An 18,959-nucleotide genomic window follows, 5' to 3' on the forward strand; every position below is an offset into this window, starting at 1 on the left:
ACCCACTCCCCTCACCGCAGCCTGCCGCTACCCGGTCACGCCCGGCTCTATCCGCCTCTGAGCTGGGCAGTGGCCTGGGAAGGGGGACGGGGACATGAAGACGGAACCGGGGCGCAGGTCCGAGTCGGCCGGTGACCCGCTCGAACGCATCTTCGCGGGCGGGTCGTCGGCGCTGACGCTCGTCCGCACCATGGGCATCGGCCGCTGGCTGCGCATGGAACGCGAGGCGCTGGCCCAGACGGTCAAGGTGACGGCGGCGTGCGCGCTGGCCTGGTGGCTGGCCGCGTACGTGCTCAAGGTCGACCTGCCCGTGCTCGCGCCCATCGGGGTGCTGCTGACCGTGTCGGCGACCGCGTACAGCACGGTCGTGCGCGGCGCCCAGCAGATCCTGGCGGTGATCGTGGGCGTGGCGGCGGCCACCGCCTTCATCTGGCTCATCGGCCCGAACGTGGCCACGCTCGCCGTCCTCGTCGTGGCCGGGCTGGTGCTGACCAGGCTGCTCAACCTGCCGGCCCAGAACGTGCAGATCCCCATCACGGCGCTGCTGGTGTTCGCGCTCGGCAGCACGTACGGCTTCGCCCGCCTCGCCGACGTGCTGCTCGGCGCCGCCATCGGCATCGCGGCGAACCTGCTCGTGCTGCCGCCCCGCTTCGTCGACCACGCGGGCAAGGAGCTGTGCGGCCTGTCGGGGGAGCTGTCGAACCTGGCCGAGGACATGGCCGAGGGGCTGCGCGGGGAGTGGGACCACGAGCAGGCGGCCGAGTGGCTGGACCGGGCGCGTACGTTGTCGCAGCGACTTGAGGACACCGAGGAGGCCGCCGAGCAGGCCGCCGAGTCCGTACGCCTGTCGCTGCGCCGCCGCCGCTACGACCGCCGCCTGCGCCAGGTCGCCGAGGCGGCCACCTGCCTCGACCACGCCTGCCACCAGCTCAGGGGAGTCGCCAGGGGATTGGTGGACCTGGTCGCGGGGGTGCGCGGGCTGCCCGGCGAGCGGGGCGCCGACCTGCCGGAACCGCTCGCCGACGAGCTGTCGGCGCTGTCGCGCGTCTTCCGCCACTTCGGGCTGCTCCAGGTGAGCCCGGGCAGCCGCGAGGACATGGAGGACCTGCGCGCCGCGCTCGACGACGGCGAGCGCCAGCACCGGCGCATGGCGGGCACCTTCCACCGCACGAGCCACCCTGAGCTGCGCTTCCTCCAGGGCGCGCTGCTGGACGACTGCGCCAGGATCCGCCACGAGTTCGACCCCGACGACGGCCCCCACCGCGCCGCCTTCCCGAAACCCGACCGCCCGGCGCATCCCGCCGCGACCACCTCCGACTGACCCCCCAGAAACCGGCCGCGCGGCCTCCGGCCGATTCCCGCGATCACTCCGCCGACCTCGGAGAAGGTTTGGCATACTGCTCGGATGTCCGATTTCTCCGAGTTCCGCGAGCAGGGGCGGGCGGCCCTGCTGGCGGGTGAGGCCACCCACGACGTGCCCATGGTGGAGGGCGGCACCCGCTGGGGCGCGGCGGTGGTGCTGCGGCCGGCCGGGGAGGTCGTCGGGCGGCTGACGGACCTGGCGGCCACCGTGCACGCCCCCGGTCACTGGGTGCACGGCGGCCCGGCCCTGCACGTCACGCTCAGGTCGCTGGAGCCGTACCGGAGCGTGATCCCCGAGGACGACCCGCTGCGCCGCGCGTACGCCGCGGCGCTGGCCGAGGCCGCGGACGGCCTGCCGCCCGCCTGGGTCTACCTGGCGGGCGTCGCCCCGCACAGAGGCGGCGTCCTGGTGGGGGCGCATCCCGTGGACGAGACGCTGGAGACGCTGCGCAAGCGCTTCGCCAGGGGCCTGGAGTCGAGGGGCGTGCGCGACCTGGAGTACGGCAGGGTCCGCGACCGCTGGTACGTCAGCCTCGTCCACTTCGCCGGCCCCCTGACGGACGCCGAGGAGATCGTGGCCTGGTGCGACGCCCACGCGGACACCGACTTCGGCCTGGCCGAGCTGCCGGTGGCGGAGCTCGTCCAGTTCGTCCACACCGGCGCGGCGATCAGGGTGGACGAACTGGACCGCGTCCCGCTCAGCTCATCACCAGCGCGGTGAGGAACTGCAGCAGGTGCCAGGCCACGTACGCGCTGAGCGAGCAGAACGCCCACTCCTTGCCCAGCCCGATCCGCGCGACCCAGCGCAGTTCCTCGGTCGGCTCGCGGCGCACCCGCAGGCTCCTGCTGACGAAGAACGCCGAGACGAGCCACGCGGCCCCCGACACCAGGACGAGCGCGGCCGAGAGCGCGAGCAGCACCGGCGAGGGGTTCCCGCCCTGCACGTCGGAGAGCTGGCGGGCCCAGGCCGCGAGCAGCCCGCCGAGCACGGCGAGTGTGATCCGCCGGTCCTTGCGCGCCTGTCGCTTGAGCCATTGAAGGTCTTGCCGCAGATGGTTCTTGAGCATCCGGATCACCTCCGCTTGTGAATCGGCCGGTGAGTCCAGGAAACGGGAACCCGCGCGAAAGATCTGCGACCTCAGAACCGAGATTTCACGACTTTTATCGGTGTTTCACGAGAAAAGCCGGAGCTCCTCCGCGGCTCGCCGCGACTCCACCAGATCGCCCACCTCTTCGAGCGTCCGCACGGCCTCCCGCAGATGCGCGACCGCCGCCTCCTGCCGCCCCAGCCGGGCCGAGACGAGGCCGAGCGCCCGCGAGGCGCAGCCGAGGTCGCGCCGCGTCCCGCACTCCTGGTGCACGTCCCTGGCCTGCCGGGCGTACGGCAGCGCCTCCTCTGCCCTGTCGAGGTCGAGCAGGATCATGGCGAGCGTGGTCAGCGCCGCCGCCCAGCGGTCGCGCGTACCGCTCTCGTGCTGCAGCTCGACCGTCTCCCTCGCCGGCTCCAGCGCCGCCGCCGGCCGCCCGGCCGCGTGCAGCGCCTGCGCCACCGACAGCAGCGCGCTCGCCCGGTTGTCGCGCAGCTCCTCCCTGATCGCCAGCGCCGCCTTGGCCGCGCGCAGCGCGGGCCGGTGCTGCCCCAGCGACAGGTACGTGTACGCGAGCGTCTCCTGCACGTCCGCCTCGGCCCGCCTGATGCCCTTGCCCTGCACGATGTCCAGGGCCTCCAGCGCGTACGTGAACGCCACCTGCGGCCTGCCCTGCCGCCGCCGCACCCGCGCCAGCCGGTTGAGCATGCGCGCCTCGACCGGCTCGTCGTTGATCACCCGGCTGATGGCCAGGGCCTGGTTGAGATAGTCGTCGGCGCGCCGGTAGTCGGCCAGCCGCCAGTAGACCAGCCCGATGTCGCCGAGCGTCTCCGCCCTGCCCTGCTCGTGGTGCAGCTCGACCTGGACGGCCAGGGCCTGCTCGTAGCAGGACAGCGCCTCGTCGTAGCGGGAGCCGTTGCGGGCGATGCGGCCGAGCGCGCACAGGGCCCGGCCGCAGCCGTACTGGTCGCCGGTCGCCGTGTAGCCGGCGAGGGCACGCTCCGCGTCGCGCCGCGCGTCGTGCGGCAGCCGCAGCAGGTCGTAGATCTCGGCCAGGCAGAGCAGCGTCTCCGCCTCGGCGTGCTCGTCGCCCAGCTCGTGGCAGATCGACAGCGCCTCCAGGCCCTCCGACAGCGCGGCGTTCGGCTCGCCCAGGTTGCGCTGCACGGTCGCCAGGATGATCAGGCTCTGGGCGGTGCCGCGCCGGTCGCCGAGCTGCTCGCGTACGTCGAGTGCCTGGCCGGCGTACCGCAAGGCCGGCTCGTGGCGCTCCTGCGACAGGTGCAGCCGGGAGAGCGTGTGCAGGCAGCTCGCGACGCCCGCCTGGTCGCCGATCTCCTCGTACAGGGCGAGCGCCTCGGAGGCGTGGCGCAGCGCCTGCTCGCTGTTGCCGGCGATGCCGTGCACCTCGGCCAGGTCGTTGAGCGCCCGCGCCTGGCCCTCGCGGTCGCCCAGCGAGACGTGGTCGGCCAGCGCCTCCCCGATGAACCTGGCCGCCAGCGTGGACGGCCCGATGTCGCGGTGGATCGAGCCCAGGTTGCCGCGCATGAGCGCGATGGCCCTGCGGTTGCTCACCTGCATGGCCGAGGCCAGCCCGCCCTGCTGCACCTCCAGGTCGTTCTCGTAGTAGCGCAGCCGCCTGAACGGCTCGAACACCGCCGCCGCCAGCCGCCACGCCATGCCGTGCGCGCCGCTCTCCCCGGCCATCCGCACGGCCGAGACCAGTGAGCGCCGCTCCGCCTCGAACCACTCGCCGGGCGTCGCCGGGTCCGCGGCCACCGCCAGGTAGTGGTCGAGCAGCCGCGCCCTGGCCTCGCGCACCCCGGCCTCCGCGTGCCTGCCCAGCTCCCTGGCCAGCCGCTTGACCAGGTCGTGCACCCGGTAGCGCGACCCCGGCAGCGGCTCGACCAGGTACGCCCTGTGCAGTCCCGCGAGTGCGGCCACCGCGTCCTCGACCGGCGCGCCGAGCGCCGCCGCCAGCACCTCGGGCGTGAAGTCCCGTCCTGGCAGCAGCCCCACGTGACGGAACGCCCGCCGCTGCACCGGGCTCAGCGACTCGTACGCGAGGTCGAGCGCCGACCTGAACGCCTCCTCAGGGTCGCCCACCAGCAGCCGATCGGGCTTGCGCAGCTCCTCCACCCGCCCCTGCACGCTGAGTCCGGGGTCCTCGGCGAGCTTGGCGGCCGAGATCCGCAGCGCGAACGGATGGTACGAGCACACCCGCGCCAGCTCGGCCAGCGCGTCCCTGTCGGCCGACCTGGGCGAGTCCTTGCCCAGCACCGCGATGAGCAGCGCCACCGCGTTGCCCGGGTCGAGCACGCCCAGGTCCATGAGGTCGGCGTGCCCGGTGGCGCGCAGCGGGCCCATCCGCGTCCTGCTGGTCACCAGCGCCACGCAGTCCTTGCCGCCGGGCAGCAGCGCGCGTACCTGGGTGGCGTCGGCGGCGTTGTCGAGGACGAGCAGCAGCCGCCGCCCGGCGATCCTGCTGCGGTAGAGCAGCATCAGCTCGGCCTCGTCCGAGGCCGGCATGTGCTCGCCGACCCCGAGCGAGCGCAGGATCTGCCCGAGCGCCTCCGCCACCGTCATCGGCGGCTGGCTGGGCGACTGCCCGCGCAGGTCGATGACGATCTGCCCGTCGGGGAACCGGTCGGCGTGCTGGTGCGCCCAGCGGGTGACCAGCGCGGTCTTGCCGACGCCCGGCAGGCCCTGCACGACCATGGTGTTGGTGCGCCGCGGCCGGTCGAGCCAGTCGGTCAGCAGGTCGAGGCTCTGCTGCCGGCCGGTGAAGTCGGAGACGTCGGCGGGCAGCTGGCGCGGCTTGGGCATCTCGCGTACGGGCACCGCGCTGTTCGGAGTGGGCCCGCCCGGCCGGGTCAGGAACGGCGTCACCCGCCCCTTCCACGGCGCCGACAGGTGCTCCCAGCTCCCCGCGGCGGCCCGCAGCGCGACCGGGTCGGCGATGCGCAGCCGCCGGTAGCCCGGCCTGACCAGCCAGCCCCGCTGCGTCCACTGGGTGAGCTGGCGCTGCACCACGTCGGGCGAGCTGCCCACCAGGTCGGCCAGCGTCTCCATGGACAGCGGCGGCGCCGACTCAGAGGCCAGCCCGTAGCGCTCGTCGAGATGCAGCAGCCAGACGGCCAGCCGGGCCGCGACCGGTGCGCGGGCCAGCGCCTCGTGCCTGCGGGCGGCGAGGTTGCGCGCGAACAGCTCCTGCACCAGCGCGGTCGCCACGGCCGGCGCCGCCGCGGCCTGCTCGCGCAGCCGCCGCAGGTCGATGGGCCAGGCGCGGACCTCGGTGAGCGCGTCGACCTTGACGCGGTCGGCCGGGCTCCAGAAGGCCAGCTCGCCGACGATGTCGCCGTCGCCCCGCAGGTCGTGGACGGCCTCGCGGTCGCCGGCCGGGGTGTACTCGCGGGCGTAGCCGTAGTCGATGAGATAAACGCTGTGGGCCGGCCGCAACGGCGAGCAGATCGTCTCGTTACGGTGAAAGACGTGCGGGCGGGCGCCCTCGTCGACCAGCGCTTCGAACAGACCCACCGTGCACACCACCCCTTGGTGGGACGGCGGTGTCCCTGACATGACAGGCATCAACGGCCTGTGCGACGACCTGTCACATCAGTTGACGACAGCGGGCTGCCGCTGTCAATCGGGGATCAGACGCTCGCGGTGTCGGCCTTGTCGGTGTCGGCGCGGTCGGGGACGAAGCGGTAGCCGACGTTGCGGACCGTTCCGATCAGCGACTCGTACTCGGTGCCGAGCTTGGCGCGCAGCCGCCGGACGTGCACGTCGACCGTCCTGGTGCCGCCGAAGTAGTCGTAGCCCCAGACCTCCTGCAGCAGCTGGGCCCTGGTGAAGACCCTGCCGGGGTGCTGGGCGAGGTATTTCAGCAGCTCGAACTCCTTGAACGTGAGGTCGAGCACGCGCCCGCGCAGCCGCGCGGTGTAGGTGGCCTCGTCGATCGACAGGTCACCGCTGCGGATCTCGTCGGGCACCTCCTCGGCCGCCGCCTGCGAGATGCGGCCGGTGGCCATGCGCAGCCGCGCCTCCACCTCGGCCGGGCCCGCGCTGTCGAGCAGGACGTCGTCGACGCCCCACTCGGCGGTCATGGCGGCGAGCCCGCCCTCGGTGACGATGACGAGGAGCGGGCAGTCGATGCCGGTGGTCCTGATGAGCCGGCACAGGCTCTTGGCCTGCACGAGCTCCTTGCGCGCGTCGACGAGGACCGCGTCGGCGGGCGGGGTGTCGATGAGCGCGGACGCCTCCGCGGGCGAGACCCGGACCGAGTGGAGCAGCAACCCCAGCGCAGGCAGCACCTCGGAGGACGGCTCGAGGGCGTTGGTCAGCAGCAGCAGGTTGCTCATTACGGCCTCCTCAAACACGCAAGGACCCGGGGGCTACGTCGCCCGAGTCCATGTGAGTGAGGATATCCCACGAGTTAGTCGCGTCCATTGCGCGTCCAGCAGGTGAACAGCGCGTCTCCTGAAACAAGCTTGTTAAGGAGAACGCACAATAGAGCTGAAACGATTGTGAGGCAGGCATGGCCACGGGAAAGATACGTTATTGGGCGGCGGCGAAGGATGCCGCCGGAGTCGCGGAAGAGTCGTTCGACGCGGTTACTCTTGGTGAACTCATGACCAAAATCACACGCGATCGTGACGAACTGGCCAGGGTGGTCCTGCGCTGCTCGTTCCTGGTGGACGGCTCACCTGTGGGAAAGCGCGCGCACGATCAGGTGATGCTCCCCGACGGCTCGGTCGTCGAGGTGCTGCCGCCCTTCGCCGGCGGCTGATCCGCTGGTGAGCAACCGCTTTCCGGGGGAATGAGTCATGGCGGATCGATAGGCTCTTGACCCCCGCCCAAGACAGGGAGCCCCATGCGCAAGCTGATCGTTTCGCTGATCGTGCTCGTCATTCTCCTTGTCGCCGCCGACCGGGTCGCCGTCGCGGGCGTCGAGCGCGATCTCGCCAATCGCATCGCCGCCTCCGCCGACCTGTCCGGCACCCCGACCGTCACCATTACGGGCATCCCCTTTCTGACCCAGGCCATCTCCGGCCACTATCCGGAGGTGCGGTTCGACCTCGGCACGTTCACCTACGGCGGCGTGCCCGTGCGCAACCTGCACGGCGCCGCCTACGACGTGACCGCGCCGCTCGACGGCATCCTGCAGAACCGCCCCGACGTCAGGGCCCGCCGCGTCACCGTCGCCGGCACCCTCAGCAGGGCCACCATCGACAAATACGCGCCCCAGGGGGTCAAGATCGGCGGCAACGGCGACAGGCTCACCGCGTCGGGCGAGGTGACGGTGGGCGCCCAGAAGGTGAAGTTCGACGCCGAGATGCGGGTCGAGCTCATCGACGGCGGCATCAGGGTCCAGGCAGAGAAGATCGAGGGCGTGCCCGACCAGGTCGCCAGGCTGGTCTCCTACACCATCCCGTTCAAGGGCAAGCTGCCCTTCGACGTGAAGGTGACCGGGGTCAGGAGCGTGCCGGGCGGGCTCGAGTTCTCGGCAGAAGCGTCTGACGTGCCGATCCGTGGATGAGCGTGAACCGTCGCGTCGCCGCGTACGTGATGAGGACGTGACAGCAGCGGACACCGCCGACGAGGAACTCGTGAGGACCCTCTTCGACGAGCACGCTGGGCCACTCTACGGTTACGTGCTTCGCATGACCGGCGACTCGGGCCGGGCCGAGGACGTCGTCCAGGAGACCCTCTTGCGGGCCTGGCGGCATCCCGAGGCCATGTCCGGGCGGCCGATCCGCGCGTGGTTGTTCACGGTGGCCCGTAATCTCGTCGTGGACCAGCATCGCGCCAGGAAGGCCAGGCCGCCGGAGACCGGCGACGAGGCGCTGGCGGTCCTGCCGGCCGACGACGAGCTCGAGCGCGCGGTCGAGTCGTGGGCGGTGGCCGAGGCGCTCGCCGCGCTGCGGCCCGAGCACCGCGACGTGCTGCTGGAGGTCTACTACCGGGGGCGATCGGTGAAGGAGGCGTCGGCGACGCTGGGCATACCGCCGGGAACGGTCAAGTCCCGTACGTACTACGCGTTGCGCGCCCTGAAGCTGGCGCTCGAAGAACGGGGGCTGGCGCCGTGATGACGTGTGAGGAGGTCCGGATCGCGCTCGGCGCGCACGCCCTGGGCGCACTCGACCCGGAAGAAGCACTGGAGATCGACCACCACCTGGCCACCTGCGAGGCGTGCGGCGCCGAGCTGGAGGAGCTGGCCGGCCTCACGTCGTTCCTCGGGAAGGTGTCCGAGCGCGACGTCGAGGTGGTGACCAGCCCGCCGCGGCAGGTGCTCGACCGGCTGCTCAACGACCGCGCCAGACGGTCGCGGCGCGGCCGGATCCTGACCGCGGTCGCGGCGTGCGCGGCGGTGCTGGTGGTGGGCGGCACGGTCTGGACGTCCATCCAGGTCACGTCGAGCCACGAGGCGACGACCGCCCAGGCGCCCGCGGTCGCGCGGTCCCAGGAGTCGGGTCCGCGGGTCATGTCCGACCAGGGCGCGTCGGAGGAGAGCGCCGGCGACCGTCCCATGGTCGAGCCGCGCCGCTCCGACCAGTCCGACGCCGCCGAGCAGGCCCCCACCGGCCAGCCCTACGGCACGGCCGCCACCCCGAGCCCCAGCCGAGCTCGGAAAACGCCGGCCCCGTCCGACGCGGAACCACGCGCTTCTTCCGCGCCCCGCAAGGCTCAGGAAGGACGCGAGTTCACCGGCACGAACCGCGCGGACGGCTACCGCGCCACAGTCCAGGCCCTCCCTGCCGAAACCGGCACCGAGCTGGGCGTCCGCGTCACGGGCATCCCCGTCGGCACCACCTGCGGCCTCGTCGTGGTCGCCGCCGACGGCCGCCGCGAGACCACGGAGACCTGGCAGATCGCCCCCGACACCTACCGCGAGAGAACGGTCTTCTCCCGCCGCACCTCACTGGCGCTGCCGGAGATCACCCACTTCGAGGTGGTGGACGAGTCAGGCAAGCCCCTGATCGAGATCCCCGTCCACAAGTGACCTGACGGATCTCGGCCCGCTCACCGCGAGGCCCTGCGGCTGGGCGAGTCTCCCGGCGGGGCTTGCCCCGCCGGCGCTCCTCTCCCTGCTCCCGCCACCGACGGTGGGAAGGAAACGTGGGCGCGGGAGGTTGCACGGGGGGATGGAGCGGAGGGCGTCGGCCGCGGCGCTCGGCTTGTTGATCGGGGTGAGTCACCTGCGTCGGGACGATCGCGCACATGAGGCCGCCCCCGAGCGTCTTTCCGTGGAGGAGCTCGGGGAAGGGCTGGGGGAGCGGGCGACGCTCGTGCAGTTCTCGACGGCGTTCTGTCAGCCGTGCCGGGCGACCCGCAGGATTCTGGCGGATGTGAGCGCGCTGGTGCCGGGGGTGCGGCACGTCGAGGTGGACGCCGAGTCGCGGCTGGAGCTCGTCCGCAGGCTGGGGATCACCGGCACGCCGACCGTGCTGGTGCTCGATCCGGCGGGGACGGTGGTGAAAAGGGCTTCTGGGCTGCCCAGAAAGACCGAGGTGCTGGCGGCGCTGGCGCTGGCCGTACCGGAAGGGTGAGAGGCGATGCGTCTCACATGTCGTCTCACCAACCGGACGAGATGTGACAGATGACGAGACGCCGAGTAGTGTCTTGTTCATGAACCCATCGACAGAGCTGCTGACGAAGCGGCGCGCGGTTGATTTCTGCCGCGTCGCCACCGCGCTCTGTCGCGCTGCCTGAGGACGATCTCGCGCGGATTCGCCATCCGCCTCAAATCGACCCTTCAGGAGCATCCCGCGATGCGTGCCGATCCCAGAATGCTGCGCTTCGGCGCGGCCGTCACCACCCAGATCCTCGCCTCCGCCCTGATCTCCGAGAGCCTCCGGCTGCTCGCCGTCAGGGGGCTGAGTCGCGCACTGGGTGCGTTCCGTCGCTCACCGCACACGATGCTCCGCCCGGCGCCCGGCGCCGGGAAGGACCCCGGACTCTTCCGGCCGGTCCTCGCGGTCGTGGGGCCGGCCGAATTCGCCGCCGTAATCACGCCGCAGGCCCTTTCGGCCTCGGTCGCGGCCACCCTCGCCGCCTTCCTCATCGCAGCCTGCGGATTCTGCCTTGGCTGCGCGATGTACCTGCTCATTCGCCGACTACTGCCCGCCGCCAACATGGAGGTATCCCAATGAGCCGCTCCGCCGCCCTGGTGGACGCCGACTGGGTCGAGGCCAACCTCGACACGCCCGGAGTCGTCCTCGTCGAGGTCGACGAGGACGTCAGCGCCTACGACAAGGGCCACATCCGTGGCGCCGTGAAGGTCGACTGGCGTCAGGACCTGCAGGACCCGGTGCGACGCGACTTCGTCGACAAGACCGGTTTCGAGGCCCTGCTGTCCGACCGCGGCATTTCCAACGACGACACCGTCGTGCTCTACGGCGGCAACAACAACTGGTTCGCCGCCTACGCCTACTGGTACTTCAAGCTCTACGGCCACGCGAACGTCAAGCTGCTCGACGGCGGCCGCAAGAAGTGGGAGCTCGACTCCCGCGAGCTGGTGCGCGACGTGCCGCAGCGGCCCAAGACGCAGTACGTCGCCAAGGACCAGGACACCGCGATCCGCGCCTTCCGCGACGACGTGGTGTCGGCGATCGGCAAGCTCAACCTGGTCGACGTGCGCTCGCCCGACGAGTTCACCGGCAAGCTGCTGGCCCCCGCCCACCTGCCGCAGGAGCAGGCGCAGCGCGGCGGCCACGTGCCGACGGCCCGCAACATCCCGTGGTCCAAGGCGGCCAACGACGACGGCACCTTCAAGTCCGACGACGACCTGCGCACCCTCTACCAGGAGGCCGGGGTCGACTTCGGCAAGGACACCATCGCCTACTGCCGCATCGGCGAGCGGTCGGCGCACACCTGGTTCGTGCTCCACGAGATCCTGGAGCAGTCCAACGTGAAGAACTACGACGGTTCGTGGACCGAATACGGCTCGCTCGTGGGCGTGCCGATCGAGCTGGGGGAGGCCCGCTGATGAGTGCACAAGGGTGCGGGGCGCCGGAGCAGACCGTGGCGCTGCCCGCCGGCATCGATCTGTCCAACCAGGCCGTCATCCAGGGCGTCGTGACCGGCGCCGGCACCGCCTACGCGCGGCTGCTCGACCACTCCGGTGAGTTCACCGGCGAGGTCGTGGTCTCCGACGACGGCGTCTTCCGGTTCTTCGCCGCCCCCGGCGACTGGACCGTCCGCATCATCGCGGGCGGCGGCGTCACCCGTGACGTCCAGGTCCAGGCCAAGCTGGGTGAGGTCGCCCAGCTCGCGGTGGCCGTCTGACACATGACGAAGGGCCCGTGTCCGGCTGACGGACGCGGGCCCTTCGCATGCCTCACGGCGGTTGGGTGGGGTAACGCATGAGGAGCGTGGCGCGTACGACGTCGGGACCGTGCGCGCGGTAGCCGTGCGGCACGTCGGACCGCCACGAGATGTGGTCGCCCGGGCCGGCCGTGAGCGGCGCGTCGACGGGGCCGGCGCTCAGGGTGCCGGTGAAGACCGTGACGTGCTCGCTCACCCCCTCGTGATGGGCGGGTGAGGTCTGGGTGAGGCCGGGCGGGACGCGTACGCGGTAGAGCTCGTACGTGACCCGGTCGTCCTCGAAGACCTCGAGCAGCTCGGCCTCGATGGCCGTGCCCCGCATGACCTGCGGCTCCGGCGGCGCGTCGAGGATGGCCCCGATGGGCACGCCCAGCTGCGCGGTGATCGCCCACAGGGTCTCGAGCGTGGGGTTGCGGGTGCCGGTCTCCACGCCCGACAGCGTGGCCTTGCCGATGCCCGCCCGCTTGGCCAGCTCGGAGAGCGAGACGCCGCGCGCCTGTCGCAGCCGCCGCAATCGATCGCCCACCACGCGGGGATCGGTGTCGATCGCGGGTTGCGGTTTCATACCGCAATGGTGCCGTACGGGAGGCGGGTCGTGACCCCGTTCGCCGGGGGGAAACCTTCGTCACCACCGGGGGAAGGCGCCGCTCACCTGGCTCTTGATCGCGCAGCGTCTTCAAGGGTTGCGGCTGCGTCACATGGGACAGAACGCTACGATTCCACAGATGTCCGGTTCGACAGGTGTGACGGCGCCGCCGCAACCAGGGCCCACACCGGCTCAGCAGATGCCGTCGCCGTACTCACTGCCCCTGCACGCCCTCCGCCTGGCGGGCAAGTGCGCCGCGCCGCTGATCCTCTGGTACGCCGCGGGCGAGCTCGTCCGCTTCGTGCTGCTCTATGCCGCCTCCGAGGTCGCGTACGGGGACTACCGGCAGGTCCGCCTCGTCGCCGTCATGACCCTGCTGACGCTCATCGTGCTCGCCGCGATGACCGTCACCGCCGGCATGCTGCACAGCCTGCGCGGCGCGCTGTGGGAGGTGCGCGCACGAGCCGGGGACGGCGTCAGGGAGGAGAAGTTCTTCCGCACCCTCGACCGGATCGCGCCCGCGTTCGCCGTGCTCTATCTGGCCTGGGGCTTCCAGAAGGAGGACGCCAGGGACGTCTTCCAGATGGACATCTTCCACCACCTCTACGATCAGCAGGAGGCGTCCTTCTTCGGTGAGCAGAGCGACGTCGGCCGCGGCCTGGTCGACCTGGACTGGCGGGTGTCGCTCGGCGCCATGGCCGTCGCCTTCGGGCTCAAGTGGCTGTTCTCCAAGTTCGTCGAGCAGAACAAGGGGAGATTCTTCGGCTTCCTCGCCGCCTTCTCCGAGTTCGCCTTCGTCTTCTACGGCCTGAACGCCACCGTCGCCTTCAGCGACGCCCGCTCGGAGTGGGTGCAGCACCGCAAGGCCATCGCCGGCACCGAGGAACTGCTCACCCAGGCCAAGGAGAACGTACCGCTCTGGGACACCGTCACCGGCTGGTGGGGCGAGGTGTGGCCGCTGTTCCTCGACGGCGTGGCCGTGCCGCTCGCCTGGCTCACCGTGGCCATGCTGGTCTTCGGCGCGTTCTCCGACGAGGCCCGCACCCTGCTCAGGGGCACCCGCCTTGAGCGCGGCATCGACCGGCTGGAGAGCAGCCACGACCTCACGCAGAAGTCGTTCGACCAGCTCACCGGCGGGTTCAAGGACCGCTGGGTGCCGCTCGCCAACTCGCTGCGGATGATCTTCAACGGCGGGATGCCGCTGTTCGGCATGATGTGCCTGTGCTACGCCGCCCTCGAGATCGGCGGCCAGTACGCGCAGCGCGGCATCATGATGCTCATCGGCGCCCGGGACGAGTGGGTCGGCGTCTACCAGGCGGTGCCCGTGTCGTTCGTCCGGGACATGGTGGTGACCGTGCTCACCATGGCGCTGCTGGCGGCCACGTACGATCTCGCGGCCACCCGCGCCCGCCTGGCCGGCCGCCCGCTCGAGGACGGGTGACCGGCCGGCTCAGCGGCGCCTGAAGCGCAGCACCTCCACGTCCGGCACCAGCTTCTCCGCGCCCTCGCGGGTGAACAGCTCATCCGTCGGGGTGTCGGAACGGTAGTTGCTGGGCCGGAACGACAGCTCCACCTCGTTCGCCACCGGCGTCGGCACGATCGCCAGCCCCTGGATCTTGTACTCCCTGCCCACCACGAGCCGGTCCGTCGGCCGGTCGCCCACCGCCTCGATGGGCGCCGTCCAGATCCGTCCCGCGCGGTCCTGCACCTGGACGTCGGTGGGCTCCGCCACCATCGTGGCGCTGCCCTTGTCGACGACCTTCCTGGAGATGTCCACCCTGAGCCAGGTCACCTCGGGGCCGTGCGTGCTGTCCGGGGGCGCGTCGGTGCGGGACAGGGCGGCCTTCCACTCGACGCCGTTCACCTTGCCCGCCTGGCCCGCCGCGACGACGATCTCCTTCGTCTCCTTCTCGGTGGTCTTCTCGTAGAAGACGTGGCCGTCGTAGGTCTGTGCGGCGGTCGTCAGCAGGCACGCCAGCACGGCCGCCGCGGCCACCAGCGCCGTACGCCGCTTCGACCTGCCCCCGGCCTGGGCCCCGGTGCTTTCCGCAGGCCCCTGGCCGGTCGTTTCGGGGCCGGGGAACGGCTCGGCGCCTGGGGCGCCCTGCGCGAAGGACTGCCCCTCTCCGGCCGCGAGCCCCGGCGCTCCCGCCGCCATGGGCGGGGCGATGGGCGGTTGAGCCGGGGCGCCCGGCCGGTACTGCGGCGGTGGACCGGCTGTCCTGACGGCGGGAATGGGCTGCGTCGCACCGCCGACCGGCTCCCGGGGAGCGGGCGGCCACACCTGCTGATCACTGGTGGCCCGCCGCCCCCGCACATCGCCGGCCTGCGGCCCGGCCCCCGGCCCAAACCGCCGCCCACGCCCGGGCCCCTGACCGGGCCCTCGCTGGTCGCCGGGCCCCTGGCCGGGCCCGAACGCAGGACCACCCGCCGGTGCCTGGGCATGCCTGGGCGCTTCGGCCGGAGCGCCGCCCCAGCCCTGCTCTGGGGCGGAGGAGGGGCCGCTGGGTTGTGGGGCGCGGGGGGCTTGTGCGGGCGCTTGTGCGGGGTCGTAGGCGCCTCTGGGAGCCCGGCCGGCGGGTTCGGCCGGGTGGCCGTGGGGCGCCGAGGGGTCAGGGGCGGCGTGGCGGCGGCGGGGCTGGGGTGCGGGCGCGTTCCCGGGGGCCCAGTCGTGTTCGGACGGGGACCAGTCGTAGGCGGACGGGGCGCCCTGACCGGAAGCGCGGCCGGACACACGGCCGGGGAGGCCGCCGCGCATGCCGGGACCCGGCGGAAGGCCCTTGCCAGGGGCCTGCTCATGGGCGGACCGCGGCGGGGCATCGGACTCGGGCCCGATGCCGGGCCCAGCGCCAGGTCCCATGCCAGGTCCCATGCCAGGTCCCATGCCAGGTCCCATGCCAGGTCCCATGCCAGGTCGGGTGCCAGGCCCAGTGCCGAGCCCGGCGTCGGGCCCGGCGGTGGGCCCAGCGTCGGGGCTTGCGGCGGGTTCTGTGTCGGGGCCGGGCTTGGGGTCTCTGCGGGGCGAGAACCAGTCGTTCGTGCTCATCCTGAGATCACTTCTTAACGATCGAGTAGACGTCCTGCGGCGAGTCGGCGAGCTTGCGCGCCGCCGCCTCGTCCAGGCCGAGATCGATCTCGACCTCAGGCCGGTACGGCTCCTGAGCCCCCGCCTGGGGCGGCAGCTTGAACACCACGCGCGCCCCCGGCAGCGCACCGGCAGGGACCTCGAAGAAGAACGGCCCGCTGACCCAGATGTCCGGCTGCACCCACACGTTGGCCAGCGTCTTCTGCCTGTCCACCCGGTCGGTGGCGGCGAACCGCACACCGTCGGGGGTGAGCAGGTCGGGCTGCCCCAGGTGGTACGGCTTCATGCTGGACTTGGCCGACGCCCGGACGATGAGGAAGACGTTCCCCGTCTCGATGGTCTCGGTGTCGGAGAGCTGGATCTTCCTGGCGGTGGTGAACGAGTCGAGCCGTACGGAGAACCGCTGGGCGTCCACGACCTCGCCCTTGCCGCCCGTGTAGCTGAGCGGGTCGTTGACGGTTCCCCCGAGCGCCTTGGTCTGCAGCCCGACGGCGGCGAGCAGCATCACGAGCCCGGCGGCGACGCCGGCGACCCCGGAGCCGCGGCCACGACGCCGGCCGCCCCGCCTGGACCGGCGGCCGGGGACGGCCTCCGAGCGCTGATCCGTGAGGGTCATGCCGTGCCGCCCTTCTTCACCGGCAGGGTCACGCGGGCCTTGACGACGGGCCGCAGGGACCGCTCGCCGGCCTCCTCGGTGACCATGGTCCACTCGAGCCGAGCGTTGTTGAAGCTTTCGCGCTCCTCGAAGGAGGCCACGTCGAGGGTGACCTTGTCGGGCACCTGCTCGCCGTCCTGCAGGCGGTACCTGACGACGACTTCGCTGGTCACGCCGGGGTGCAGCTGCCGGGTCTCGCCGCCCTTGCTGAGCGCGAACACGGACGGCCCCCACTCCTCCTTGAACGCCGGCGTGATCTTCACGAGCGACCCGGCGAAGGTCGTGGACGTGAACGCCTGCTCGAGCTTGGCGGGCGGCGAGCCCACCGGGAGGGTCTCGTCGCCCTTGTTGGTGACGGCGAAGACGAGCTCAAGGAAGCGCTTGTCCTCGTCCCACGTGTTCTGGGCCCGCTCGACCCTGAAGCGTGACTCGACGAACTTGGTGTCGTACAGGCCCTGGTCGAGCACGGCGCCCGGGCTCAGCGGCTCGACCTCCTCGGGAGCCTCGCCGAGGCCGCCCAGCAGGGCGGTGATGCCGATGACGGTCAGAGCCGTCAGGGCGATGGCGGGCACCACTACCGGGCGTCTGGGCTTGTCAGTGCGGTCGCCGGAGGGTTCCGTCATGGGTAAGGATGGTAATAGCTCCCGTTCGTCTCATCTGCCGCAATGCTCCCATCGGACTGGTCAAATTGCCGAGAACCCTGCCGCTACGGTGGTTCTAGCTCATACGCTGTCACGGAGCGGGAATGGGCTGAGCCCTACACCTAATGACATATCGGCGGCCGGAGGGTCACGTGGCGGACGTGCATCCCGAGCATGCCCAGCTCCAGGCGGACCGCATCTACCTGGGCTGGCAGTACATCCTGCTCCATCCCGATCCGGGGCCGCCGCCCAAACGCCCCTCGCCGGGCGAGGAGGCGGCCGCGCAGGAGCCGCCTGACCCCGCCGCGTCCGAGCTGCTGCGCCGCGAGCGGCAGCTGGAGGACATGCTCAACCGGCCGGTACGCCACGTCCGCCTGTTCATGCTCGTCCTCACCGTGCTCATCCTGGGCGCCGCGCTGTCCGGCTACCTCGCCTGGCCCTTCGCCCTGCTCGGGCTGGTCGCTGCCGGCGGTGTGGCGGGCATCTGCAGCTACGCGCTGCTGCAGGGCGACCGCGCGGTCAGGTACCGGGTCCTCGAACAGCAGGCCAAGGACGAACGGCGACGTCAGGAACGTGACAAGGAGCTGTTCCGCGCGCAGGAGGAGCACGCCCAGCGCTACCGCGAGTGGCAGGAGTCGAAGGAGCGCCACGACAGGCAGCTGACCTGGTACGCCGTCTCGGTGCCCGACGAGATCGACCGCATCGACGTCGCCGGCGGCACCTTACCCGGCTGGTCGGCGCTGGTGACGCTGATCGGCGCGACCCGGCTCTACAGCGGCGGCCACCTCACGGTGCTCGACCTGTCGGAGGGCGCGATCGCCAAGGACCTGATCGAGCTGGCCCGCAAGGGCGGCGACGACCCGCTGGTGTGGGTGCTGCCGGTGGACCTGCCGCGGCTCGACCTCGGAGCCACGCTCAAGCCCGAGGCGTTCGCCGACGTCCTCGCCCATGTGGTGAGCGTCAGCGAGGAGCACCGCACCACCCGCGACCTCAGCTTCGACAACGCGATCCTGGAGCGGGTGCTTGAGGTGCTCGGCGAGAACGCCACCATCAGCCAGGTCACCGCCGCGCTGCGGGCCCTGGCGCAGGTGGGCGACCCGCGCGACGACCTGAGGTTCGGGCTGATCACCGCCACCCAGCTCGAACGCATCGGCACGCTGTTCGGGCGCGGGGTCAGCGACCGGGTGGTGATCGAGCGGGCCTGGGCGCTGGAGTCGCAGCTGCGCAAGCTGGAGTCGCTCGGCACGCAGGCCGTGCGCCTGCCGCCGGCCCGGCTGCGGGTGGTGAGCATGGACCGGCAGGCGGGCGTGTTCGGCAACCGGGTGCTCGGCACGTACGTCGCGACGGCCCTGACTCACATCCTGCGCCAGTCGCCCGCCTCCGACCGGCCCTGGTACCACACGATCATCGTGGCGGGCGCGGACAAGCTCAGGGGCGACGTGCTCGACCGGCTCATGGACGCCTGCGAGACCTCGCGTACGGGACTCGTCCTCACCTACCGGTCGCTCACCCCCACGGTCAGGGAGCGGCTCGGCAGGGGCCACGCGGCGGTGGCGTTCATGCGGCTCGGCAACGCCGAGGACGCCCGGGTGGCCAGCGAGCACGTCGGCACCGAGCACCGGCTCGAGCTGGCCCAGCTCACCGAGGCGATCAGTGACTCGCTGCCGGGGCTCGACGGCGGCTACACCTCCACGATCGCCCAGGTCGACGACGAGCACGAGGACCGCGACGAGCACGCGCCCGACCTCGCGGGCGACATCACCGAGTCCACCGAGTGGGGGCGCACCGCCGACAAGATCTCCGAGAAGGAGCGGGTGCTGCAGCGCTCGCGCGAGTTCCTCGTCGAGCCGCACCAGCTCCAGCAACTCCCCACCACGTCCGTGATCGTCACGGACGCCACCGCGGAGGGACGCCGGGTCCGCCTGGCCGACGCGAACCCGGCCATCCTCACCTTCCCCAAGACGACGCTCGGCGAGCTGGAGGAGGTCCGGGAGGCGGTGCTGGCGCTCGACCCCAGGGCCGGCGACGGCGACGGAGAGCCGCCGCCGAACCTCGGGCCACCACCGCCGCGCCTGGACTGGCGCAAGGGCAGGCAATGACATGGTCAATGTCAAGGTGACGAGCTGACGGTTGGCGGAATTTAACTACGAACCGTCTGTGGGGGATTGAAATGCAGCCGAGCGTCGCGTTGAGCGGGCCCTGGTATCGAATTCAG

At 71.7% G+C, this 18,959-nt stretch carries 20 protein-coding genes; 13 read left to right on the forward strand and 7 right to left on the reverse strand.

Translation table 11 applies throughout. The features are described 5' to 3' along the window. The first annotated feature begins 94 nt into the window (after window positions 1-94). A complete protein-coding gene (locus AB0K12_RS00225) occupies window positions 95-1,321 on the forward strand; it encodes an aromatic acid exporter family protein (RefSeq protein ID WP_364554522.1) in 1,227 nt (408 codons plus the stop codon). 84 nt (window positions 1,322-1,405) lie between these two features. Beyond that, a complete protein-coding gene (locus AB0K12_RS00230; protein WP_364554524.1) occupies window positions 1,406-2,083 on the forward strand; it encodes a hypothetical protein in 678 nt (225 codons plus the stop codon). Here the strand turns inward: AB0K12_RS00230 and AB0K12_RS00235 are convergent. The 3 genes from AB0K12_RS00235 to AB0K12_RS00245 all read right to left on the reverse strand — a co-directional run bounded on the left by AB0K12_RS00235 (window position 2,061) and on the right by AB0K12_RS00245 (window position 6,811). Continuing rightward, on the reverse strand, window positions 2,061-2,429 hold the full coding sequence (locus AB0K12_RS00235; RefSeq protein WP_364554526.1) for a hypothetical protein: 369 nt from the start codon (window positions 2,427-2,429) through the stop codon (window positions 2,061-2,063). The genes AB0K12_RS00230 and AB0K12_RS00235 overlap by 23 nt on opposite strands. Before the next feature lie 105 nt (window positions 2,430-2,534). Beyond that, the gene (locus AB0K12_RS00240; protein ID WP_364554528.1) at window positions 2,535-5,987 is read right to left on the reverse strand and encodes a tetratricopeptide repeat protein; all 3,453 of its coding nucleotides are present in this window, start codon (window positions 5,985-5,987) and stop codon (window positions 2,535-2,537) included. A 116-nt stretch (window positions 5,988-6,103) separates the two neighbouring features. After that, window positions 6,104-6,811, reverse strand: coding sequence for a response regulator transcription factor (locus AB0K12_RS00245; RefSeq protein ID WP_345395235.1), 708 nt, complete (start codon window positions 6,809-6,811; stop codon window positions 6,104-6,106). A gap of 176 nt (window positions 6,812-6,987) precedes the next feature. Here AB0K12_RS00245 and AB0K12_RS00250 point away from each other — a divergent pair, with 176 nt between their 5' ends. The 9 genes from AB0K12_RS00250 to AB0K12_RS00290 all read left to right on the forward strand — a co-directional run bounded on the left by AB0K12_RS00250 (window position 6,988) and on the right by AB0K12_RS00290 (window position 11,738). Further along, complete coding sequence (locus tag AB0K12_RS00250) at window positions 6,988-7,239, forward strand: MoaD/ThiS family protein (RefSeq protein WP_364554531.1); 252 nt, start codon at window positions 6,988-6,990, stop codon at window positions 7,237-7,239. An 84-nt stretch (window positions 7,240-7,323) separates the two neighbouring features. After that, window positions 7,324-7,989, forward strand: coding sequence for a DUF2993 domain-containing protein (locus tag AB0K12_RS00255; RefSeq protein WP_364554533.1), 666 nt, complete (start codon window positions 7,324-7,326; stop codon window positions 7,987-7,989). Window positions 7,990-8,026: 37 nt separating this feature from the next. Next, window positions 8,027-8,539: a sigma-70 family RNA polymerase sigma factor gene (locus AB0K12_RS00260; RefSeq protein WP_355417109.1), complete on the forward strand. Its 513-nt coding sequence runs from the start codon at window positions 8,027-8,029 to the stop codon at window positions 8,537-8,539. Further along, window positions 8,539-9,453, forward strand: a complete 915-nt coding sequence (locus AB0K12_RS00265) for a zf-HC2 domain-containing protein (protein ID WP_364554535.1) — start codon at window positions 8,539-8,541, stop codon at window positions 9,451-9,453. The genes AB0K12_RS00260 and AB0K12_RS00265 overlap by 1 nt, the downstream gene beginning before the upstream one ends. 244 nt (window positions 9,454-9,697) lie before the next feature. Continuing rightward, the gene (locus tag AB0K12_RS00270; RefSeq protein WP_364554536.1) at window positions 9,698-10,000 is read left to right on the forward strand and encodes a thioredoxin family protein; all 303 of its coding nucleotides are present in this window, start codon (window positions 9,698-9,700) and stop codon (window positions 9,998-10,000) included. Window positions 10,001-10,079: 79 nt separating this feature from the next. After that, complete coding sequence (locus tag AB0K12_RS00275; protein WP_350668905.1) at window positions 10,080-10,163, forward strand: putative leader peptide; 84 nt, start codon at window positions 10,080-10,082, stop codon at window positions 10,161-10,163. Window positions 10,164-10,222: 59 nt separating this feature from the next. Further along, the gene (locus tag AB0K12_RS00280) at window positions 10,223-10,603 is read left to right on the forward strand and encodes a DUF4395 family protein (RefSeq protein ID WP_364554537.1); all 381 of its coding nucleotides are present in this window, start codon (window positions 10,223-10,225) and stop codon (window positions 10,601-10,603) included. After that, on the forward strand, window positions 10,600-11,439 hold the full coding sequence (locus tag AB0K12_RS00285; RefSeq protein ID WP_364554539.1) for a sulfurtransferase: 840 nt from the start codon (window positions 10,600-10,602) through the stop codon (window positions 11,437-11,439). The genes AB0K12_RS00280 and AB0K12_RS00285 overlap by 4 nt, the downstream gene beginning before the upstream one ends. Continuing rightward, window positions 11,439-11,738 carry a DUF1416 domain-containing protein gene (locus AB0K12_RS00290; protein ID WP_355417121.1) on the forward strand — a complete coding sequence of 100 codons (300 nt, stop codon included), beginning with the start codon at window positions 11,439-11,441 and terminating at the stop codon, window positions 11,736-11,738. The genes AB0K12_RS00285 and AB0K12_RS00290 overlap by 1 nt, the downstream gene beginning before the upstream one ends. Window positions 11,739-11,790: 52 nt before the next feature. Here AB0K12_RS00290 and AB0K12_RS00295 read toward each other — a convergent pair whose 3' ends face one another. Next, window positions 11,791-12,342, reverse strand: coding sequence for an XRE family transcriptional regulator (locus AB0K12_RS00295; protein ID WP_364554540.1), 552 nt, complete (start codon window positions 12,340-12,342; stop codon window positions 11,791-11,793). A gap of 160 nt (window positions 12,343-12,502) precedes the next feature. On the opposite strand from AB0K12_RS00295, the gene AB0K12_RS00300 reads away from it, so the two are divergent. After that, on the forward strand, window positions 12,503-13,804 hold the full coding sequence (locus AB0K12_RS00300; protein WP_364554541.1) for a hypothetical protein: 1,302 nt from the start codon (window positions 12,503-12,505) through the stop codon (window positions 13,802-13,804). Between the two features lie 9 nt (window positions 13,805-13,813). On the opposite strand, the gene AB0K12_RS00305 is transcribed toward AB0K12_RS00300, so the two are convergent. The 3 genes from AB0K12_RS00305 to AB0K12_RS00315 all read right to left on the reverse strand — a co-directional run bounded on the left by AB0K12_RS00305 (window position 13,814) and on the right by AB0K12_RS00315 (window position 16,726). Next, window positions 13,814-14,521, reverse strand: coding sequence for a hypothetical protein (locus AB0K12_RS00305; protein WP_364554542.1), 708 nt, complete (start codon window positions 14,519-14,521; stop codon window positions 13,814-13,816). Window positions 14,522-15,416: 895 nt separating this feature from the next. Continuing rightward, window positions 15,417-16,064 carry a hypothetical protein gene (locus tag AB0K12_RS00310; protein WP_364554544.1) on the reverse strand — a complete coding sequence of 216 codons (648 nt, stop codon included), beginning with the start codon at window positions 16,062-16,064 and terminating at the stop codon, window positions 15,417-15,419. Continuing rightward, complete coding sequence (locus AB0K12_RS00315) at window positions 16,061-16,726, reverse strand: hypothetical protein (protein ID WP_364554546.1); 666 nt, start codon at window positions 16,724-16,726, stop codon at window positions 16,061-16,063. Before AB0K12_RS00315 ends, AB0K12_RS00310 begins: the two co-directional genes overlap by 4 nt. A gap of 170 nt (window positions 16,727-16,896) precedes the next feature. Here AB0K12_RS00315 and AB0K12_RS00320 point away from each other — a divergent pair, with 170 nt between their 5' ends. After that, window positions 16,897-18,843 carry a hypothetical protein gene (locus tag AB0K12_RS00320; protein WP_364554547.1) on the forward strand — a complete coding sequence of 649 codons (1,947 nt, stop codon included), beginning with the start codon at window positions 16,897-16,899 and terminating at the stop codon, window positions 18,841-18,843. The last annotated feature ends 116 nt before the right edge of the window (window positions 18,844-18,959 follow it).

Source organism: Nonomuraea sp. NPDC049419 (assembly GCF_040676995.1).
In the GTDB taxonomy this organism is placed as follows: Bacteria; Actinomycetota; Actinomycetes; order Streptosporangiales; family Streptosporangiaceae; genus Nonomuraea; species Nonomuraea salmonea.

Excerpts from the sequence above, each read along its gene's own strand:
- AB0K12_RS00225 (WP_364554522.1), top strand. The coding sequence starts at position 95 with ATGAAGACGGAACCGGGGCGCAGGTCCGAGTCGGCCGGTGACCCGCTC.
- AB0K12_RS00230 (WP_364554524.1), top strand. The coding sequence starts at position 1,406 with ATGTCCGATTTCTCCGAGTTCCGCGAGCAGGGGCGGGCGGCCCTGCTG.
- AB0K12_RS00235 (WP_364554526.1), bottom strand. The coding sequence starts at position 2,429 with ATGCTCAAGAACCATCTGCGGCAAGACCTTCAATGGCTCAAGCGACAG.
- AB0K12_RS00245 (WP_345395235.1), bottom strand. The coding sequence starts at position 6,811 with ATGAGCAACCTGCTGCTGCTGACCAACGCCCTCGAGCCGTCCTCCGAG.
- AB0K12_RS00250 (WP_364554531.1), top strand. The coding sequence starts at position 6,988 with ATGGCCACGGGAAAGATACGTTATTGGGCGGCGGCGAAGGATGCCGCC.
- AB0K12_RS00255 (WP_364554533.1), top strand. The coding sequence starts at position 7,324 with ATGCGCAAGCTGATCGTTTCGCTGATCGTGCTCGTCATTCTCCTTGTC.
- AB0K12_RS00265 (WP_364554535.1), top strand. The coding sequence starts at position 8,539 with ATGACGTGTGAGGAGGTCCGGATCGCGCTCGGCGCGCACGCCCTGGGC.
- AB0K12_RS00275 (WP_350668905.1), top strand. The coding sequence starts at position 10,080 with ATGAACCCATCGACAGAGCTGCTGACGAAGCGGCGCGCGGTTGATTTC.
- AB0K12_RS00280 (WP_364554537.1), top strand. The coding sequence starts at position 10,223 with ATGCGTGCCGATCCCAGAATGCTGCGCTTCGGCGCGGCCGTCACCACC.
- AB0K12_RS00285 (WP_364554539.1), top strand. The coding sequence starts at position 10,600 with ATGAGCCGCTCCGCCGCCCTGGTGGACGCCGACTGGGTCGAGGCCAAC.
- AB0K12_RS00290 (WP_355417121.1), top strand. The coding sequence starts at position 11,439 with ATGAGTGCACAAGGGTGCGGGGCGCCGGAGCAGACCGTGGCGCTGCCC.
- AB0K12_RS00295 (WP_364554540.1), bottom strand. The coding sequence starts at position 12,342 with ATGAAACCGCAACCCGCGATCGACACCGATCCCCGCGTGGTGGGCGAT.
- AB0K12_RS00300 (WP_364554541.1), top strand. The coding sequence starts at position 12,503 with ATGTCCGGTTCGACAGGTGTGACGGCGCCGCCGCAACCAGGGCCCACA.
- AB0K12_RS00305 (WP_364554542.1), bottom strand. The coding sequence starts at position 14,521 with ATGGCGGCGGGAGCGCCGGGGCTCGCGGCCGGAGAGGGGCAGTCCTTC.
- AB0K12_RS00310 (WP_364554544.1), bottom strand. The coding sequence starts at position 16,064 with ATGACCCTCACGGATCAGCGCTCGGAGGCCGTCCCCGGCCGCCGGTCC.
- AB0K12_RS00315 (WP_364554546.1), bottom strand. The coding sequence starts at position 16,726 with ATGACGGAACCCTCCGGCGACCGCACTGACAAGCCCAGACGCCCGGTA.